This is a genomic window from Pseudomonas sp. Sample_24 (assembly GCF_004307605.1).
GTDB lineage: Bacteria > Pseudomonadota > Gammaproteobacteria > Pseudomonadales > Pseudomonadaceae > Aquipseudomonas.
On sequence record NZ_RCNW01000438.1, the window covers coordinates 22,749 to 38,518 of the forward strand.

Annotated in this window: 19 protein-coding genes; 11 read left to right on the plus strand and 8 right to left on the minus strand. The window is 59.8% G+C overall.

The window, feature by feature from the left end:
* The first annotated feature begins 31 nt into the window (after nt 1–31).
* The 5 genes from D8V06_RS25625 (at nt 32) to D8V06_RS25640 (ending at nt 3,545) form a co-directional block, all read left to right on the plus strand.
* Nucleotides 32–388: a 4a-hydroxytetrahydrobiopterin dehydratase gene (locus D8V06_RS25625; protein WP_056853042.1), complete on the plus strand. Its 357-nt coding sequence runs from the start codon at nt 32–34 to the stop codon at nt 386–388.
* The gene (locus D8V06_RS25630; protein WP_130907921.1) at nt 388–1,581 is read left to right on the plus strand and encodes an amino acid aminotransferase; all 1,194 of its coding nucleotides are present in this window, start codon (nt 388–390) and stop codon (nt 1,579–1,581) included. The genes D8V06_RS25625 and D8V06_RS25630 overlap by 1 nt, the downstream gene beginning before the upstream one ends.
* Nucleotides 1,582–1,856: 275 nt before the next feature.
* Nucleotides 1,857–1,988, plus strand: a complete 132-nt coding sequence (locus D8V06_RS31055; protein WP_269083288.1) for a hypothetical protein — start codon at nt 1,857–1,859, stop codon at nt 1,986–1,988.
* A 72-nt stretch (nt 1,989–2,060) separates the two neighbouring features.
* Entirely contained in the window at nt 2,061–2,246 is a 186-nt protein-coding gene (locus D8V06_RS25635; RefSeq protein WP_056853044.1) for a hypothetical protein, read from the plus strand.
* 99 nt (nt 2,247–2,345) lie between these two features.
* Complete coding sequence (locus tag D8V06_RS25640; RefSeq protein WP_130932064.1) at nt 2,346–3,545, plus strand: MFS transporter; 1,200 nt, start codon at nt 2,346–2,348, stop codon at nt 3,543–3,545.
* Here the strand turns inward: D8V06_RS25640 and arfB are convergent.
* The 8 genes from arfB to D8V06_RS25685 form a co-directional block, all read right to left on the minus strand.
* Entirely contained in the window at nt 3,542–3,955 is a 414-nt protein-coding gene (arfB, locus tag D8V06_RS25645; protein WP_056853046.1) for an alternative ribosome rescue aminoacyl-tRNA hydrolase ArfB, read from the minus strand. The two genes, D8V06_RS25640 and arfB, sit on opposite strands and share 4 nt — an antisense overlap.
* Nucleotides 3,956–4,169: 214 nt before the next feature.
* Nucleotides 4,170–5,582: an amino acid permease gene (locus D8V06_RS25655; protein WP_056853047.1), complete on the minus strand. Its 1,413-nt coding sequence runs from the start codon at nt 5,580–5,582 to the stop codon at nt 4,170–4,172.
* A 563-nt stretch (nt 5,583–6,145) separates the two neighbouring features.
* Nucleotides 6,146–6,421 (minus strand): hypothetical protein, encoded by a 276-nt coding sequence (locus D8V06_RS25660; protein WP_130908075.1) that lies wholly within the window; start codon nt 6,419–6,421, stop codon nt 6,146–6,148.
* A 32-nt stretch (nt 6,422–6,453) separates the two neighbouring features.
* Nucleotides 6,454–7,674, minus strand: coding sequence for a 23S rRNA pseudouridine(2605) synthase RluB (gene rluB / locus D8V06_RS25665; RefSeq protein WP_056853048.1), 1,221 nt, complete (start codon nt 7,672–7,674; stop codon nt 6,454–6,456).
* Nucleotides 7,675–7,936: 262 nt separating this feature from the next.
* Nucleotides 7,937–8,908, minus strand: a complete 972-nt coding sequence (scpB, locus tag D8V06_RS25670) for an SMC-Scp complex subunit ScpB (RefSeq protein WP_130908074.1) — start codon at nt 8,906–8,908, stop codon at nt 7,937–7,939.
* A gap of 11 nt (nt 8,909–8,919) precedes the next feature.
* A complete protein-coding gene (locus tag D8V06_RS25675) occupies nt 8,920–9,618 on the minus strand; it encodes a ScpA family protein (protein WP_177336555.1) in 699 nt (232 codons plus the stop codon).
* 120 nt (nt 9,619–9,738) lie between these two features.
* Entirely contained in the window at nt 9,739–10,368 is a 630-nt protein-coding gene (locus tag D8V06_RS25680; protein WP_130903464.1) for an L-threonylcarbamoyladenylate synthase, read from the minus strand.
* A 13-nt stretch (nt 10,369–10,381) separates the two neighbouring features.
* Nucleotides 10,382–11,245: a PHP domain-containing protein gene (locus D8V06_RS25685; RefSeq protein WP_056853052.1), complete on the minus strand. Its 864-nt coding sequence runs from the start codon at nt 11,243–11,245 to the stop codon at nt 10,382–10,384.
* An 87-nt stretch (nt 11,246–11,332) separates the two neighbouring features.
* Between D8V06_RS25685 and D8V06_RS25690 the strand changes: the two genes are divergently transcribed.
* From D8V06_RS25690 to D8V06_RS25715, 6 genes are all read left to right on the plus strand, one after another.
* Nucleotides 11,333–11,929, plus strand: coding sequence for a septation protein A (locus D8V06_RS25690; RefSeq protein ID WP_056853053.1), 597 nt, complete (start codon nt 11,333–11,335; stop codon nt 11,927–11,929).
* A gap of 1 nt (nt 11,930) precedes the next feature.
* The gene (locus D8V06_RS25695; RefSeq protein WP_056853054.1) at nt 11,931–12,230 is read left to right on the plus strand and encodes a YciI family protein; all 300 of its coding nucleotides are present in this window, start codon (nt 11,931–11,933) and stop codon (nt 12,228–12,230) included.
* A 110-nt stretch (nt 12,231–12,340) separates the two neighbouring features.
* Entirely contained in the window at nt 12,341–12,754 is a 414-nt protein-coding gene (locus tag D8V06_RS25700) for a translation initiation factor 2 (RefSeq protein WP_130908072.1), read from the plus strand.
* Between the two features lie 7 nt (nt 12,755–12,761).
* A complete protein-coding gene (locus tag D8V06_RS25705) occupies nt 12,762–13,439 on the plus strand; it encodes a response regulator transcription factor (protein ID WP_056853056.1) in 678 nt (225 codons plus the stop codon).
* A gap of 229 nt (nt 13,440–13,668) precedes the next feature.
* Nucleotides 13,669–14,118 carry an LTXXQ domain protein gene (locus D8V06_RS25710; protein ID WP_130903463.1) on the plus strand — a complete coding sequence of 150 codons (450 nt, stop codon included), beginning with the start codon at nt 13,669–13,671 and terminating at the stop codon, nt 14,116–14,118.
* 176 nt (nt 14,119–14,294) lie between these two features.
* The gene (locus tag D8V06_RS25715; protein ID WP_056853058.1) at nt 14,295–15,632 is read left to right on the plus strand and encodes a HAMP domain-containing sensor histidine kinase; all 1,338 of its coding nucleotides are present in this window, start codon (nt 14,295–14,297) and stop codon (nt 15,630–15,632) included.
* The last annotated feature ends 138 nt before the right edge of the window (nt 15,633–15,770 follow it).

Genomic DNA, 15,770 nt, shown 5'->3' on the forward strand with positions numbered 1-15,770 from the left:
GATTTTCAACATTCGATTTCAGGAACACATCATGACCGCACTTACCCAAGCCCATTGCGAAGCCTGCCGCGCCGATGCTCCACAGGTCAGCGACGAAGAACTGCCGATCCTGATCAAGCAGATCCCGGATTGGAACATCGAAGTCCGCGACGGCATCATGCAGCTGGAAAAGATTTTCCTGTTCAAGAACTTCAAACACGCCCTGGCGTTCACCAACGCTGTCGGTGAAATCTCCGAGGCCGAAGGTCACCACCCGGGCCTGCTGACCGAATGGGGCAAAGTCACCGTGACCTGGTGGAGCCACTCGATCAAAGGCTTGCACCGCAACGACTTCATCATGGCTGCGCGCACCGACATCGTTGCCAAGGACGCCGAGGGCCGCAAGTAATGCACTTCGACGCCATCGGCCGCGTGCCCGGCGACCCGATCCTGGGCCTGATGGAGGCCTATGCGCAGGACCCGAATCCGCGCAAGTTCGACCTTGGCGTGGGCGTCTATAAGGACGCCCAGGGCCTGACGCCGATTCCGCAATCGGTGAAGCTGGCCGAGGCGCGCCTGGTGGAACGTCAGACCACCAAGACCTACATTGGTGGTCACGGCGAACCTGCATTTGGCAAAGCGATCAATGAATTGGTGCTTGGCGCCGATTCCAAGCTGATCGAGTCACAGCGCGCTGGCGCCACCCAAACGCCCGGCGGCACCGGAGCGTTGCGCCTGAGTGCTGACTTCATCGCCCAATGCCTGCCGGGTCGCGGGGTATGGCTGAGCAACCCGACCTGGCCAATCCACGAAACGATTTTCGCAGCAGCCAAGGTCAAGGTCAGTCATTACCCGTACGTGGGAAGTGACAACCGACTCGACGTCGACGGGATGCTCGCAGCGCTCAATGAAGCCCCAAAGGGCGACGTGGTGTTGCTGCATGCCTGCTGCCACAACCCGACCGGGTTCGATCTGTCCCACGAGGACTGGCGCCGGGTGCTTGAAGTTGTTCGCAAACGCGAGCTGCTGCCGCTGATCGACTTCGCTTATCAGGGCTTCGGCGATGGTCTGGAACAGGATGCCTGGTCCACCCGACTGTTCGCCGCCGAGCTGCCGGAGGTGCTGATCACCAGCTCCTGCTCGAAGAACTTCGGGCTGTACCGCGACCGTACCGGTGCGCTGATTGTCTGCGCGAAAACCGCCGACAAACTCACCGATATCCGCAGTCAATTGGCCAACATCGCCCGCAACCTGTGGTCGACACCGCCGGACCACGGTGCCGCCGTCGTCGCAACCATCCTCGGCGATCCGGAGCTCAAACGCCTGTGGGCCGACGAAGTGGAAGCGATGCGCCTGCGTATCGCCCAACTGCGCAGCGGTCTGGTGGAAGCACTCGAGCCCCACGGTTTGCGCGAGCGATTTGCGCACATTGGCGTGCAGCGCGGGATGTTCTCCTATACCGGCCTGTCGCCGGAGCAAGTGAAAAACCTGCGCGATCACCACAGCGTGTACATGGTCAGCTCAGGCCGGGCCAACGTGGCGGGGATTGATGCCACGCGTCTGGATTTGCTGGCCGAGGCGATTGCCAGCGTCTGCAAGTAAAATCGCAAATACTGCGAGTCCCTCTGTGGGAGCGAGCCTGCTCGCGATAGCGGTCAATCAGTCAACAACACCGTTGAATGACACACCGCATCGCGAGCAGGCTCGCTCCCACAGTTGTATGTGCGCGAATCTACCGATTTGTATAGACAACTCCATCCGTCGAAACAAATGGATATAAAAGTCCGATTGTCATTTTTAGTGCTGTATCCTGCCCAGGCTTTTTTAAAAGCGCGGATCTACCAGATCTATCAACAGACTTAGCGAGGAGCGCAACCATGCACGAGATTCCTAATCTCCCCTTCCCAAGCCTGCACGTACCTGAGCAGACGACCACGCAACAAGCCGGTGCCCAACAGCCCGAGCCAAAAGAAGCACCTGACAGCCGCCAGGCCGACAGAGAAGACTGAAACACCCGCCGTACAGACCGTGTGGAAAGCGCTAACATGCGCTTTCCACACTGCCTGAACGAGCCTTGAACCATGACCGATGAATTTAGCGAAGCCCAGGCCAGCGTCCTGATCGGCACCGCCGAGAAAATGATCGAGATCTGGAATCGCCTCTCCCCCGAGAAACAAGCCGCTTTGCTTGCCCGCTTCGGCACCGAAGAAAATGCCTTGGCTGCACTGGTCACCACGCAACTGGTTGCCCCTGCCAAGCCCGAGTGACACCGCCCGGCAAATAGTTTTACTTTTTCACAACCCACGACAGCCAGCACCGCTATCATAAGCAGCCTATCTATCCTGCTTTACCGTGGACCTTTACCCATGCCTGAACACCAGCGCCCCTTGGCGGTCACGCTGCAAGTTGTATCCATCGTCCTTTTTACCTTCATCGGCTACCTGAACATCGGCATCCCCTTGGCCGTATTGCCCGGTTATGTCCATAGCGACCTGGGCTTCGGCGCAGTGATTGCGGGCCTGGTAATCAGCGTGCAGTACCTGGCCACCCTGCTCAGCCGCCCGTATGCCGGGAAAATCATCGACAACAAAGGCAGCAAACTGGCGGTCATGTATGGCCTCGCCGGTTGTGGCGTGAGCGGTGTGTTCATGCTGATTTCAGCCTGGACGCAAAGCTTGCCGATGCTCAGCCTGATCAGCCTGTTGATCGGCCGCCTGGTCCTGGGCAGCGCGGAAAGTCTGGTGGGCTCGGGTTCAATTGGTTGGGGCATCGGCCGGGTCGGCGCGGCGAACACCGCCAAGGTCATTTCGTGGAACGGTATTGCCAGCTATGGCGCGCTGGCGGTCGGCGCGCCGCTGGGCGTATTGCTGGTCAGCAAAATGGGCTTGTGGAGCATGGGCGTCAGCATCGTGCTGCTGGCTGCGCTTGGCCTGCTGCTGGCCTGGCCGAAAACCGCCGCGCCCATCGTTGTCGGTGAACGCTCGCCATTCATGCATGTGCTCGGCCGAGTATTGCCGCACGGCTGCGGCCTGGCCTTGGGCTCCATCGGTTTCGGCACCATCGCCACGTTCATTACGTTGTATTACGCCACGCAGCACTGGGACAACGCGGTGTTATGCCTGAGCCTGTTCGGTGCCAGCTTCATTGGCGCGCGCCTTTTGTTCGGCAACCTGATCAACCGCCTCGGCGGCTTTCGCGTGGCGATTGCCTGTTTGTCGGTAGAAACCCTGGGCCTGTTGTTGCTGTGGCTGGCACCCGACGCGTACTGGGCGCTGGCAGGCGCGGCTTTGACGGGTTTCGGTTTCTCGCTGGTGTTTCCGGCGCTCGGTGTGGAAGCGGTCAATCTGGTGCCCGCCTCCAGCCGTGGCGCGGCAGTGGGGGCTTATTCACTGTTCATCGATTTGTCGCTGGGGATCACCGGACCGCTGGCCGGTGCCATTGCGGCCGGTTTCGGTTTTGCGTCGATCTTTTTGTTCGCCGCGCTGGCGGCACTCAGTGGCCTGGCGCTCAGCGTCTACTTGTATCGTCAGGCTCCGAAGCTGCGTGAAACCCGGGATGCGCGCTAGAAATCGACCTTGCCACGCCCGGCCTTGATGTTGCCGCGCTTGCTCTTGGATTCGAGCCGACGGGTTTTCGAGCCGAGGGTCGGTTTGGTCGGGCGGCGTTTCTTTTCGACCTTGGTGGCGCTCTGGATCAGTTCGACCAAACGCTCCAGGGCATCGGCGCGGTTCTGTTCTTGCGTGCGATATTGCTGGGCCTTGATGATCAGCACGCCGTCACTGGTGATCCGACTGTCGCGCAACGCCAGCAGCCGCTCCTTGTAGAACTCAGGCAAGGAAGACGCCGGAATGTCGAAGCGCAGGTGCACCGCGCTCGACACCTTGTTGACGTTCTGCCCACCCGCGCCCTGGGCACGAATGGCGGTCAACTCGATCTCGGCATCCGGCAGATGCACATTGTTGGAAATCACCAGCATGGAAAAACGTCCGTAGTCAGAGCGTGCAGGATACCGCGAATGATGCGCTGATAAACCTGTGGGAGCGGGCTTGCCCGCGAAGAGGCCGGCACATTCAATATTGATAGCGCCTGACACTCCGCCATCGCGGGCAAGCCCGCTCCCACAGGGTTTTGTGTGAAGCCTGAAAACAAAAAACCCGGCACTTGGCCGGGTTTGTTGTTTTTGCGCGGAGTTACTCCACCGCTGCCTGCATGGCACGCTGGGCACTGCGCTTGTTCTTGATGCCGTAGCAAACCCACATGAACACGACCCACACCGGAATTGCGTACACCGAGATCTGGATCCCCGGGATCATCAGCATCACGCCAAGGATGAACACCACGAACGCCAGGCAGACGTAGTTCCCGTACGGGTACCACAAGGCCTTGAACAACGGCGTCTGTCTGGTTTTGTTCATGTGCTGGCGGAACTTGAAGTGCGAGAAGCTGATCATCGCCCAGTTGATCACCAGGGTCGCTACTACCAGCGACATCAGCAGTTCCAGTGCGTTCTGTGGAATCAGGTAGTTCAGCAGGACCGCAATCAACGTCACCGCAGCCGACGCCAGGATCGAACGAACCGGCACGCCACGCTTGTCGATCTTCGCCAGAGCTTTCGGCGCATCGCCCTGTTCGGCCATGCCCAACAGCATGCGGCTGTTGCAGTAGGTGCCGCTGTTGTACACCGACAACGCCGCCGTCAGGACCACGAAGTTGAGGATGTGCGCGGCGGTGTTGCTGCCCAGCATCGAGAACACTTGCACGAACGGGCTGCCGCTGTAGGAATCACCGGAAGCGTTCAGGGTAGTCAGCAGGCTGTCCCATGGAGTCAGCGACAGCAGGATCACCAGTGCGCCGATGTAGAAAATCAGGATCCGGTAGATCACCTGGTTGATCGCTTTCGGGATCACGGTTTTCGGTTTGTCGGCTTCGGCGGCGGTAAAACCGAGCATTTCCAGGCCGCCGAAAGAGAACATGATGATTGCCATGGCCATCACCAGACCGCTGACGCCGTTCGGGAAGAAGCCACCGTGGGACCACAGATTGCTCACCGCAGCCTGTGGGCCGCCGTTACCGCTGACCAGCAGATAGCTGCCCAGGCCGATCATGCCGACAATCGCCACGACCTTGATGATCGCGAACCAGAACTCGGCCTCGCCAAACACTTTGACGTTGGCCAGGTTGATCAAATTGATCAGCACGAAGAACGCTGCCGCCGTGGCCCAGGTCGGGATGTCCGGCGCCCAGTAGTGGATGTATTTGCCGACGGCTGTCAGTTCGGACATGCCCACCAGGATGTACAGGATCCAGCAGTTCCAGCCCGAGAGGAAACCGGCAAAACCGCCCCAGTATTTGTGTGCGAAGTGGCTGAAGGAACCGGCTACCGGCTCTTCGACGATCATTTCGCCCAGTTGGCGCATGATCATGAAGGCAATGAAGCCGCAAATGGCGTAGCCGAGAATCATCGACGGCCCGGCGGATTTCAGCACCCCGGCCGAACCGAGGAACAAACCGGTACCGATCGCGCCACCGAGGGCAATCAGTTGAATGTGGCGATTTTTCAGGCCGCGTTTCAGCTCGCCTGAATGCGAGTTTTGTCCACTCATGAAAAGGGTCTCACGCAAGGTTTGATGATGTTCAGAAGACGTTGCTGCTCAGCAAAGGCGTTAAGCGGCACCGATCAAACCCCAGCGCAGGCACCAGGAGTTCAGCGTATTTACAACGGTCATGCGTCACCTGTTTGTTTTTATCTGTGACGAAATCGAACCCGACACGCTCGTGACGCGGCGGAGTGAACAAGGCGGATAGCCTTGAGGTTTGCGCAGATGCGCAGGAGGTCACAGGTAAAACGCGCGCATTGTACACCGCTAACCCCCTGCTGCCAGACCCGCTGGACAAGCGTGTCTATGGCCGGGATTGCCCGTGTCCGTCCCGAACGAGTCGGACGGCTGCAAATAAAGGATCAGACCCTTGCGGATCAGCGACAGGGACGAATAACCAAACGCCCCTTGCGGAGAAATGAAAACGGATTGCGGCGTTCATTGCGCCTCCTTTTTGTTATGCACCTGCACGACAGGCATGGCGCGCATCTGACCCTGCATGGCGTATTGAAACAAGCGGGCTAGAGCGGTGAAAGATGGATGCGAGGCAATGGCGCGTAAGAATTTTCTTACGAAACCAAGGGGAAGGCGATTTCATGGGGTTTACCCGTTGATTTCGTCATGAAATCTTTACAGGCTGTAATTTTGGCTTTCCACCTTGGGCAACTCTGTGCTGCATATGGCGCCATCGCGGGCAAGCCCACAGGGATCTGTGTTTTATTCACTGTTTTGTACCCGGCATAGAACGCTGTGGGAGTGGGCTTGCCCGCGATGAGGCCTTCAAAAACAGCACAGACATAAAGCCGGACGAAAAAAAACGCCAACCCGAAGGTTGGCGTTTTCACATGCAGCTTGTCGCCTGAAGCTTACCGCTGCTTCACTCCGGCTTGCGACGACCGAAGCCCGGGCGCTGACCCGAACCCGCTGGTGCACCACGGCGCTTGCCCGACGGCGTATCACCGTCGACCAGCTTGATCCCCGGACGCTTCGGCGCAGGCTTGGCCGGGCGCTTGGTGTCGGCCGGGCGATCCGCTACCGGCGTACCACGACCTTCGCCACGCTCGGTACGGCCATTGGCCGGACGCGGCGTACGCGGGCCGCGCTCACCGTCCTGACGGGCAGCAGGCTTGCGACCTGGGCGCTCGCCTTCGATCTGCGGCTCACGGCTTGCACGTGGTGCGGCAGGTGCAGCGGCCGCGCCAGTGGCTGGACGCAAAGTCCGCACGCGCTCGGTCTTGGCCATCGGCCGCGACGATTTACGCTGCATCCGGTCAAGCTTGTCTTTGCTCTTGGCGTTCATCTGCGGCATTGCGACCGGCGTCAGGCCAACCTCGGCACTCAAAATGTCGACTTCGTACTGGCTCATTTCGCGCCAGCGACCCATCGGCAGGTCGGAGTTGAGGAACACCGGGCCGAAACGCACGCGCTTCAGACGGCTGACCACCAGGCCCTGGGATTCCCACAGACGACGAACTTCACGGTTACGACCTTCCATTACCACGCAGTGATACCAGTGGTTGAAACCTTCACCACCGGGTGCCTGCTTGATATCGGTGAACTTGGCCGGGCCGTCCTCAAGGACAACGCCAGCCTTCAGGCGCTCGATCATCTCGTCGTCGACTTCGCCACGCACACGTACCGCGTATTCACGGTCCATTTCGTAGGAAGGGTGCATCAGGCGGTTGGCCAGCTCACCGTCAGTAGTGAACATCAGCAAACCAGTGGTGTTGATGTCCAGACGACCGATGTTGATCCAGCGGCCCTCTTTAGGGCGCGGCATCTTGTCGAACACGGTTGGGCGGCCTTCCGGGTCGACACGGGTGCAGATCTCGCCATCGGGCTTGTTGTACATGATCACGCGGCGGACCGACTCGGCAGCCTCTTCGCGCTTGATCACCTTGCCATCGATGGTGATGGCGTCGTGCATGTCGACACGCTGACCAAGGGTGGCGTCTTTGCCGTTGACCTTGATACGGCCGTGGCTGATCCAGGCTTCCACGTCACGGCGCGAGCCGACGCCGATACGGGCGAGGACTTTCTGCAGTTTTTCGCCTGCTGGGCCGATTTCCTGGTCGTCTTTCTGGTCTTTGATACTCATCTGGGCACCTCCCGGTGTGTTCTGAAAACTGGGTACTCGGGCGAAGGGATCGCCGAAGGGTCGCGAATCATACGCGCATGCGGGCGTTTGCGCATCAGAGACTAGCCGATCGATGGTGACTTACTTAATTTTCCGCCGACCGGTGACCTCGATGGTTGCAAACCTTCTGTAGGAGCCGGCTTGCTGGCGATGGCATCACCACGGTGCATCGGAGGAATAGCGGTGATGCGATCGCCAGCAAGCCGGCTCCTACAGGGTTGTGTCAGTCTTCGAATTGGCGGCGTTCGGCTTCGATAGCTTCAGCGAGCGCCAGGGCTTCGGCTTCTTCGTCGCTCAGTTCAGGCTCGGGTTTCGGCTGTTCCAGTGCGGCAACGGCCGCCAGGAGTTTTTCCCGGGCCTCGGCAACGCCGAGAATGTCGTCTTCCTGCTCGGGTTCAATTTCCGGCTCAGGTTCGATCTGCAAAACTTCTGTTTCGGGCTCGATGTCCGGCTGCTCCGAATCCAACTCAGGCGCCACGCCATCTCGCAACAAATCGTCGAAATCGGTCTTGATCCCCTCTTCCATGCTGTCCAGTTCCAGCAACAGCGTGTGGAAACTGGTTTCCTCCTTCGGCTCTTCCGGCTCGGCGCTGGCGTCTGCCAATTCCTGCAACGCCGCCGGAACAGGCGCGTCGTCGAAATCGAGCACCGGGTCGGGCTCCAGTTCGCGCAACTCCGCCAGCGGCGGCAGATCGTCGAGGTTTTTCAGGTTGAAGTGATCGAGAAACGCCTTGGTGGTGGCGAACATCGCCGGTTTGCCCGGCACATCGCGGTAACCGACAATACGAATCCACTCGCGCTCCATCAGCGTCTTGACGATCTGGCTGTTGACCGCCACCCCCCGCACATCTTCAATTTCGCCCCGGGTGATCGGCTGTCGATAGGCGATCAGGGCGATGGTTTCGAGCATGGCCCGCGAATAGCGCTGCGGTCGTTCCTCCCACAAGCGACCGACCCACGGCGAAAACTTCTCGCGGATTTGCAGACGATAGCCGGAAGCGACTTCTTTCAACTCGTACGCCCGGCCATCGCAAGACTTGCCGAGAAGGGTCAGGGCTTTCTTGAAAACCGCCGGCTCCGGCCGTTCGCCCTCTTCGAAAAGTTCGAACAGACGGTCCAGGGATTGCGGCTTTCCCGAGGCCAACAGAAAGGCTTCAAGCAATGGCGCCAGCTCGCGGGGTTCACTCAGGTTCATGATTAAACTCGTTATTCGGCTCGGGCTCGGACATGGATCGCGGCGAACGGCTCATTCTGCACCAACTCGACCAAGGATTCCTTGACCAGTTCGAGGACGGCCATGAACGTCACGACAACCCCCAGGCGCCCTTCTTCAGCGGTGAACAGCTCGACGAACGGCACGAAACCGCCGCCTTTGAGCCGTTCCAGTACATCGCTCATGCGTTCGCGGGTCGACAGTGCCTCGCGGCTGACCTGATGGCTTTCGAACATGTCGCCGCGGCGTAACACTTCCGCCATCGACATCAACAACTCTGACAAGCGCACATCCGGCAACAACTTGCGCGCCCGTGCCTCCGGGGCGTCGAGCTTGGGCACCAGCACATCGCGACCCACACGACTCAGGCCGTCGATGCCTTCGGCCGCAGCCTTGAAACGCTCGTACTCCTGCAAGCGGCGGATCAGTTCGGCACGCGGATCCTCTTCCTCTTCCTCGACGGTTTCGGCCCGCGGCAGCAGCATTCGCGACTTGATCTCGGCCAGCATCGCGGCCATCACCAGATATTCGGCGGCCAGTTCCAGGCGCACCGACTGCATCAGTTCGACATAACCCATGTACTGGCGGGTGATTTCCGCCACCGGGATGTCGAGGATGTTGATGTTCTGTTTGCGGATCAGGTACAGCAGCAGGTCGAGCGGGCCTTCAAAGGCTTCAAGGAAGACTTCCAGCGCATCCGGCGGGATGTACAGGTCCAGCGGCATTTCCATGACCGCCTGGCCATAGACCATGGCGAAGGGCAGCTCTTGCTGGGCTCCGGCCTGACTGTCGACGGGTTCTACTGCAGACATCTACGCCTCGGCCATGAACGGCGTTGGATCGCCGCAACCGACGCGGATCACTTCCGGTTCGCCATCGGCGAGGTTGATCACCGTGGAGGCCTTGATTCCGCCGAAACCGCCGTCGATGATCAGGTCGACCTGATGCTCGAGCAATTGGCGCATTTCATAAGGATCGAACATCGGATCGGTTTCACCGGGCATGATCAGGCTCACGCTCATCAGCGGCTCGCCGAGTTGGTCCAGCAACGCCAAGGCGATCGGATGGCTCGGCACCCGCAGGCCGATGGTGCGTTTTTTCGGGTGCAGCAACAGCCGCGGGACTTCACGGGTGGCGTTGAGAATGAAGGTGTACGGCCCCGGCAGATGAGCCTTGAGAATGCGGAAAGTGCCGGTATCGATCTTGGCGAACAGGCCCAGTTGCGACAGATCGCTGCAGATCAGTGCGAAGTTGTGCTTGTCGTCCAGGCCACGCAAACGGCGCACACGCTCCACGGCGACCTTGTCGCCGATCTGGCAACCGATGGCGTAGGAGGAGTCCGTGGGATAAATCACCACCCCGCCGCTACGGATGATCTCGACAGCCTGTTTGATCAGGCGCGCTTGCGGGTTTTCCGGATGAATCTGGAAAAATTGACTCACATTCTCTACCTGTTCAGACGGCGGCAATAACTGGGTCATGTTTGAATCGGCACCACAGGGGTGGCAGATCCTCCGGGAGCGGGCGGTACTCACCGATTTCCGACCACCCGCCCGGGCCATGGAAATCACTGCCGGCGCTGACCAGCAGACCGAACTCGCGAGCCAGGATGGCCAGACTGCCCACTTGCTCGGCGGGCTGATAGCCATTGACCACTTCGATCGCGTGGCCGCCTGCTTGAATATAGTCGGCAATCAGGCGACGACGCTTGCTGCGAGTGAACTCGTAATGCCAAGGATGCGCCAGACTGACCCAGGCCTTGGCCGCGCGCAGGGTTTCGACGGTGTCTTCAAGGGTCGGCCAGTGTTGCTTGACGTCGCCCAGCTTGCCGGCACCCAGCCATTTGCGGAACGCTTCGGCGCGATCCTTTACAAAACCTTCGCGGACCATCCAGTCGGCAAAATGCGGCCGGGCCGGAGCGTTGCCACTGTCGCCCAGCTCCTGCTGGATCTGCCGGGCGCCTTCCAGCGCCCCCGGCATGCCTTTCAACGCCAGTTTGCGACTTATTTCTTCGGACCGTAGCCAGCGGCCATCGTGCAATTTGGCAATCGCCTCGACCAATGGCGCGGCATGGACGTCGAAACCGTAGCCCAGCACATGAATGGTCGCCCCGCCCCAGGTGCAGGACAATTCGATGCCATTGACCAGTTGCATTCCCAGCGCATCCGCCGCTTCGCGGGCCTCGGCGATGCCTTCAAGGGTATCGTGATCGGTCAAGGCCAGGACTCGCACGCCTTTCTCGAATGCACGCGCAACCAGTACCGCAGGCGCCAGGGCGCCATCGGAGGCCGTGCTATGGCAGTGCAAATCAACATTCACAGGGCTTTGTAACCTCAAATCAGCTGGCGCTATCGCGCGCCCATATGTTTGTTATTATGCCGCCACATCCTGCTTCTGGCTGCCACTGTGAAACAATTCATCGATTTCATCCCGCTCCTGCTGTTTTTCATCGTCTTCAAAATCGATCCACGGGTCGTCGACATCGCCGGCCATGAGGTAACTGTAGGCGGTATTTACAGCGCTACCGCGATGCTGATCATCAGTTCGCTGGTGGTCTACGGCGCGCTGTTCATCAAACAGCGCAAGCTGGAGAAGAGCCAGTGGCTGACCCTCGTCGCCTGTCTGGTCTTCGGCAGCCTGACCCTGGCCTTCCACAGCGAAACCTTCCTCAAATGGAAGGCGCCGGTGGTCAACTGGCTGTTCGCCCTGGGCTTCATCGGCAGCCACTTCATCGGTGACCGCCTGCTGATCAAACGCATCATGGGCCACGCGCTGACGTTGCCGGAACCTGTCTGGACGCGCCTGAACATCGCCTGGATCGTGTTTTTCCTGTTTTGCGGTGCCGCCAACCTGTTCGTCGCGTTCACCTTCCAGAGCTACTGGGTCGACTTCAAGGTCTTCGGCAGCCTGGGCATGACCTTGCTGTTCCTGATTGGCCAGGGCATCTACCTGTCCCGTCATCTGCACGACGCCGATACCCCATCGCCAAAAACCGAGGACTGACATGCTTTACGCAATCATTGCCACAGACGTCGCCAACTCCCTGGAAGCCCGCCTGGCCGCACGGCCTGCGCACCTTGAGCGCCTGCAAGTGCTTAAAGGCGAAGGTCGTATCGTATTGGCCGGCCCGCACCCGGCCGTCGACAGCAATGATCCGGGCGCAGCGGGTTTCACCGGCAGCCTGATCGTCGCCGAATTCGATTCGCTGAGCGCCGCACAAGCCTGGGCCGATGCCGATCCGTACATCGCCGCAGGCGTCTACGCCAGCGTTCTGGTCAAACCGTTCAAGCAAGTCCTGCCGTAACGCCTCCCTCACGCGGTGAACCTTATCGGTTCATCGCGTTCTCAAGCGCTCATTATTCCCGTTTGCCGGCCGACAACTTCCCAATACTCGTATTGGAATCAGGAGTCGCGATGCGCAAAGGTCCGTTGTGTCTGTTGTTGGTCACGTTGTCGATCATGGCCCCCGCCCACGGTGAGGAAAGCTCCGAGGGTGGCAATTCGACGCCTTTGTCCCTGAGCGCCGGCAGCCAGATCAACGAGTTGCAGCAACGCTTGAAAGAAAGCGAACGGCAACGGGAAGAACTGAGCAAACAATTGCAGAATGCCGATGGCGAACGCGAAAGCGCCCAGCTGACCCGGTTGCGCCAGGAGAACCAGCGCCTGAAGCTGCAACTCAAGGAGGCCCAGGCCGGCAGCGTGTTGCCGCGTTTGCTGACCGATCAGCAACAGTGGTTCGTCATTGGCGCCGGGGTAGCGCTATTGGCCCTGCTCTGCGGTATCTTCGCCAGTGGTGCACGGCGAAAACGTCGACAATGGCTAAATTGAGTGAGTCATGAGCGAACTGTTATTAATTGATGATGATCAGGAGCTGTGTGAGCTTCTGAGCAGTTGGCTGAGTCAGGAAGGCTTTCAGGTTCGCGCCTGCCACGATGGCCAGAGCGCCCGTCGTGCGCTGGCTGAAACCTCTCCGGCGGCCGTGGTTCTGGATGTGATGCTGCCGGACGGCAGCGGCCTGGAACTGCTCAAGCAGTTACGCAGCGATCACCCGGATCTGCCGGTGCTGATGCTCTCGGCCCGCGGCGAACCCCTGGATCGCATCCTGGGTCTGGAACTGGGTGCCGATGATTACCTGGCCAAACCGTGCGACCCGCGTGAGCTGACCGCCCGGCTGCGCGCCGTGTTGCGTCGCAGCCATCCGGCCGCGGTGTCCAGCCAATTGGAACTGGGCGACTTGTGTTTCAGCCCGGTACGCGGTGTGGTCAGCATCGATGAAAAGGAACTGACCCTGACGGTTTCCGAAAGCCGTCTGCTCGAAGCCCTGCTCAAGCAGCCCGGCGAGCCACTGGACAAACAGGAACTGGCGCAAATCGCCCTCGGCCGCAAGCTGACCCTGTATGACCGCAGCCTGGACATGCACGTCAGCAACCTGCGCAAGAAAATCGGCCCGCACCCCGATGGGCGTCCGCGCATCGTGGCCCTGCGTAGCCGCGGCTATTACTACAGTCTCTGAACCCAACCCGATTGACTGTGGGAACTGGCTTGCCTGCTATGGGCCTTGAGCCATGCGTCGAAAACAATGACGCCATCGCTGGCAACCGGTTCCCACAGGGTTTTGTTTTGTCAGGAAGGTAGAAAACCATCTTTACCCAAGCCTTACACTCCGCTGACTGCCGCTGACCTTGATCTGCGTAATCTGTACTCATCCGGAACGTACCGGGAATGAGACAAGGAGATTCACCATGCGCAAGACCCTAATCGCCCTGATGTTCGCTGCCGCCCTGCCCACCGTCGCCATGGCCATGCCTGAAGGTCACGGCACGATGGATGGGCCGATGGATAGCCCGCGCCACGGCGGCCAGATGCACGGGATGCACGGTAAAGGCCCCTACAGCCAACTGGACCTGAGCCGCGAACAGCGTGAGCAGATCCGCAAGATCATGGGCGAGCAGATGCATGAGCGTAAGCAACTGGTCGACAAATACCTGGAGAAACTGTCGCCAGCCGACCAGAAAGCCATGAAGGACGAAATGGCCGCCAACCACAAAAAAGCGGAGGCTGATGTCCGCGCCTTGCTGAAACCGGATCAGCAGAAGAAATTCGACGAAATCCAGAAAAAGCAAGCTGAGCGTCGCGCCGAATGGGCTGAATTCAAGGCCTGGAAAGCGCAACAACCGCAAAAAGCGCAATAATGCGTTAACCCGGACCCAACGGCTGAACACCGTTGGGTCTGATGTTGTTGATTTCCATGTAGGAGTGAGCCTGCTCGCGATAACGAAGTGTCAGTTGATACAACTATTGACTCACACACCGTTATCGCGAGCAGGCTCACTCCTACAATGACTTGTGTCTGGTTCGAGGATTTTCTGTGCGTTCATTGTTCTGGCGGATCCTGGCCAGCTTCTGGCTGGCCATCGCTCTGGTTGCAGGGCTTTCCATTCTGCTCGGGCACATGCTCAACCAGGATGCCTGGATCCTCAGCCGCCACCCGGGTCTCAACACCCTGGCGCAAGAGTGGACGCAAATATACGAATCTCAAGGTGAGGACGCAGCACAAGACCTCCTGCAGGAACGCAAGCGCCATTATCACATCGACGTTCAGGTGCTCAACGAAAGTGGCGACCCTGTGGTTCGCGGCACCTTCCCGCGCCGCGCGGCAGCCTTCGAAGCACGGCAGAACAACGATGACCGCCGCCTGCCCTGGCGTCGTCTGACCGACGAATACACCAGCGAAAAAACCGGCGATACCTACCTGCTGATCTACCGCATCCCCCATCCGGAACTCGATGCCTGGCACCGCGAGAGCCTGCTCTGGCCATTGAGTGCGCTAGGGATCGCGCTGGTGGTGCTGACCCTGTTCAGCCTGTTCGTGACCCTCTCCATCACCCGCCCGCTCAGCCGTTTGCGCGGCGCCGTGCATGATCTGGGGCAAACCACCTATCAGCAGAACAGCCTGGTCAAGCTGGCCAATCGCCGCGATGAGTTCGGGGTGCTGGCCAACGACTTCAACCGCATGGGCGCACGCCTGCAAAGCCTGATCAGCAGTCAGCGGCAATTGCTGCGTGACGTGTCCCACGAATTGCGCTCCCCCCTCGCCCGCCTGCGCATAGCGCTGGCATTGGCCGAACGGGCCACGCCTGAAGAACGGGAAAAGCTCTGGCCGCGCCTGACCCGTGAGTGCGACCGGCTCGAAGCACTGATCAGCGAGATTCTGGTATTGGCGCGAGTCGATGCCGATAACGCCAGCGCCGAAGAGGTGGATCTCAATGCGCTGCTCAATGCCTTGCAAAAAGATGCTCAACTGGGCTCACCTGACCAACTCGTGCATCTGGAAGCCGAACCACAATTGAATCTCACCGGCTGGCCGACCATGATCGAGCGCGCCGTGGACAACCTGTTGCGCAACGCCCAGCGTTTCAATCCCCCAGGGGGGCTGCCGATTGAAATGCAGGCGCTACGTCATGGCGAGAAAATTGTCGTGACCGTGCGCGATCATGGGCCGGGGGTAAACACCGAACACTTGAATCAGCTCGGTGAGCCGTTCTATCGGGCACCCGGGCAGACAGCGCCCGGGCATGGCCTGGGTCTGGCCATCGCCCGGCGTGCGGCGGAGCGGCATGGCGGGAGCCTGGTGCTGGCCAATCATCCTGAGGGGGGATTCATTGCCAGCCTGGAATTTCCGCTGGTGCCAGGGGCCGTCGCCTGAGTGATGATCGTTCCTACGCTCTGCGTGGGAATGCCTCAAGTCACGCTCCGCGTTCCAATGGGACGCAGAGCGTCCCGGGCTGTATTCCCACGCAGAGCGTGGGAACGATCTTTAACCGGCTGGCCAGGCGCTAACGAA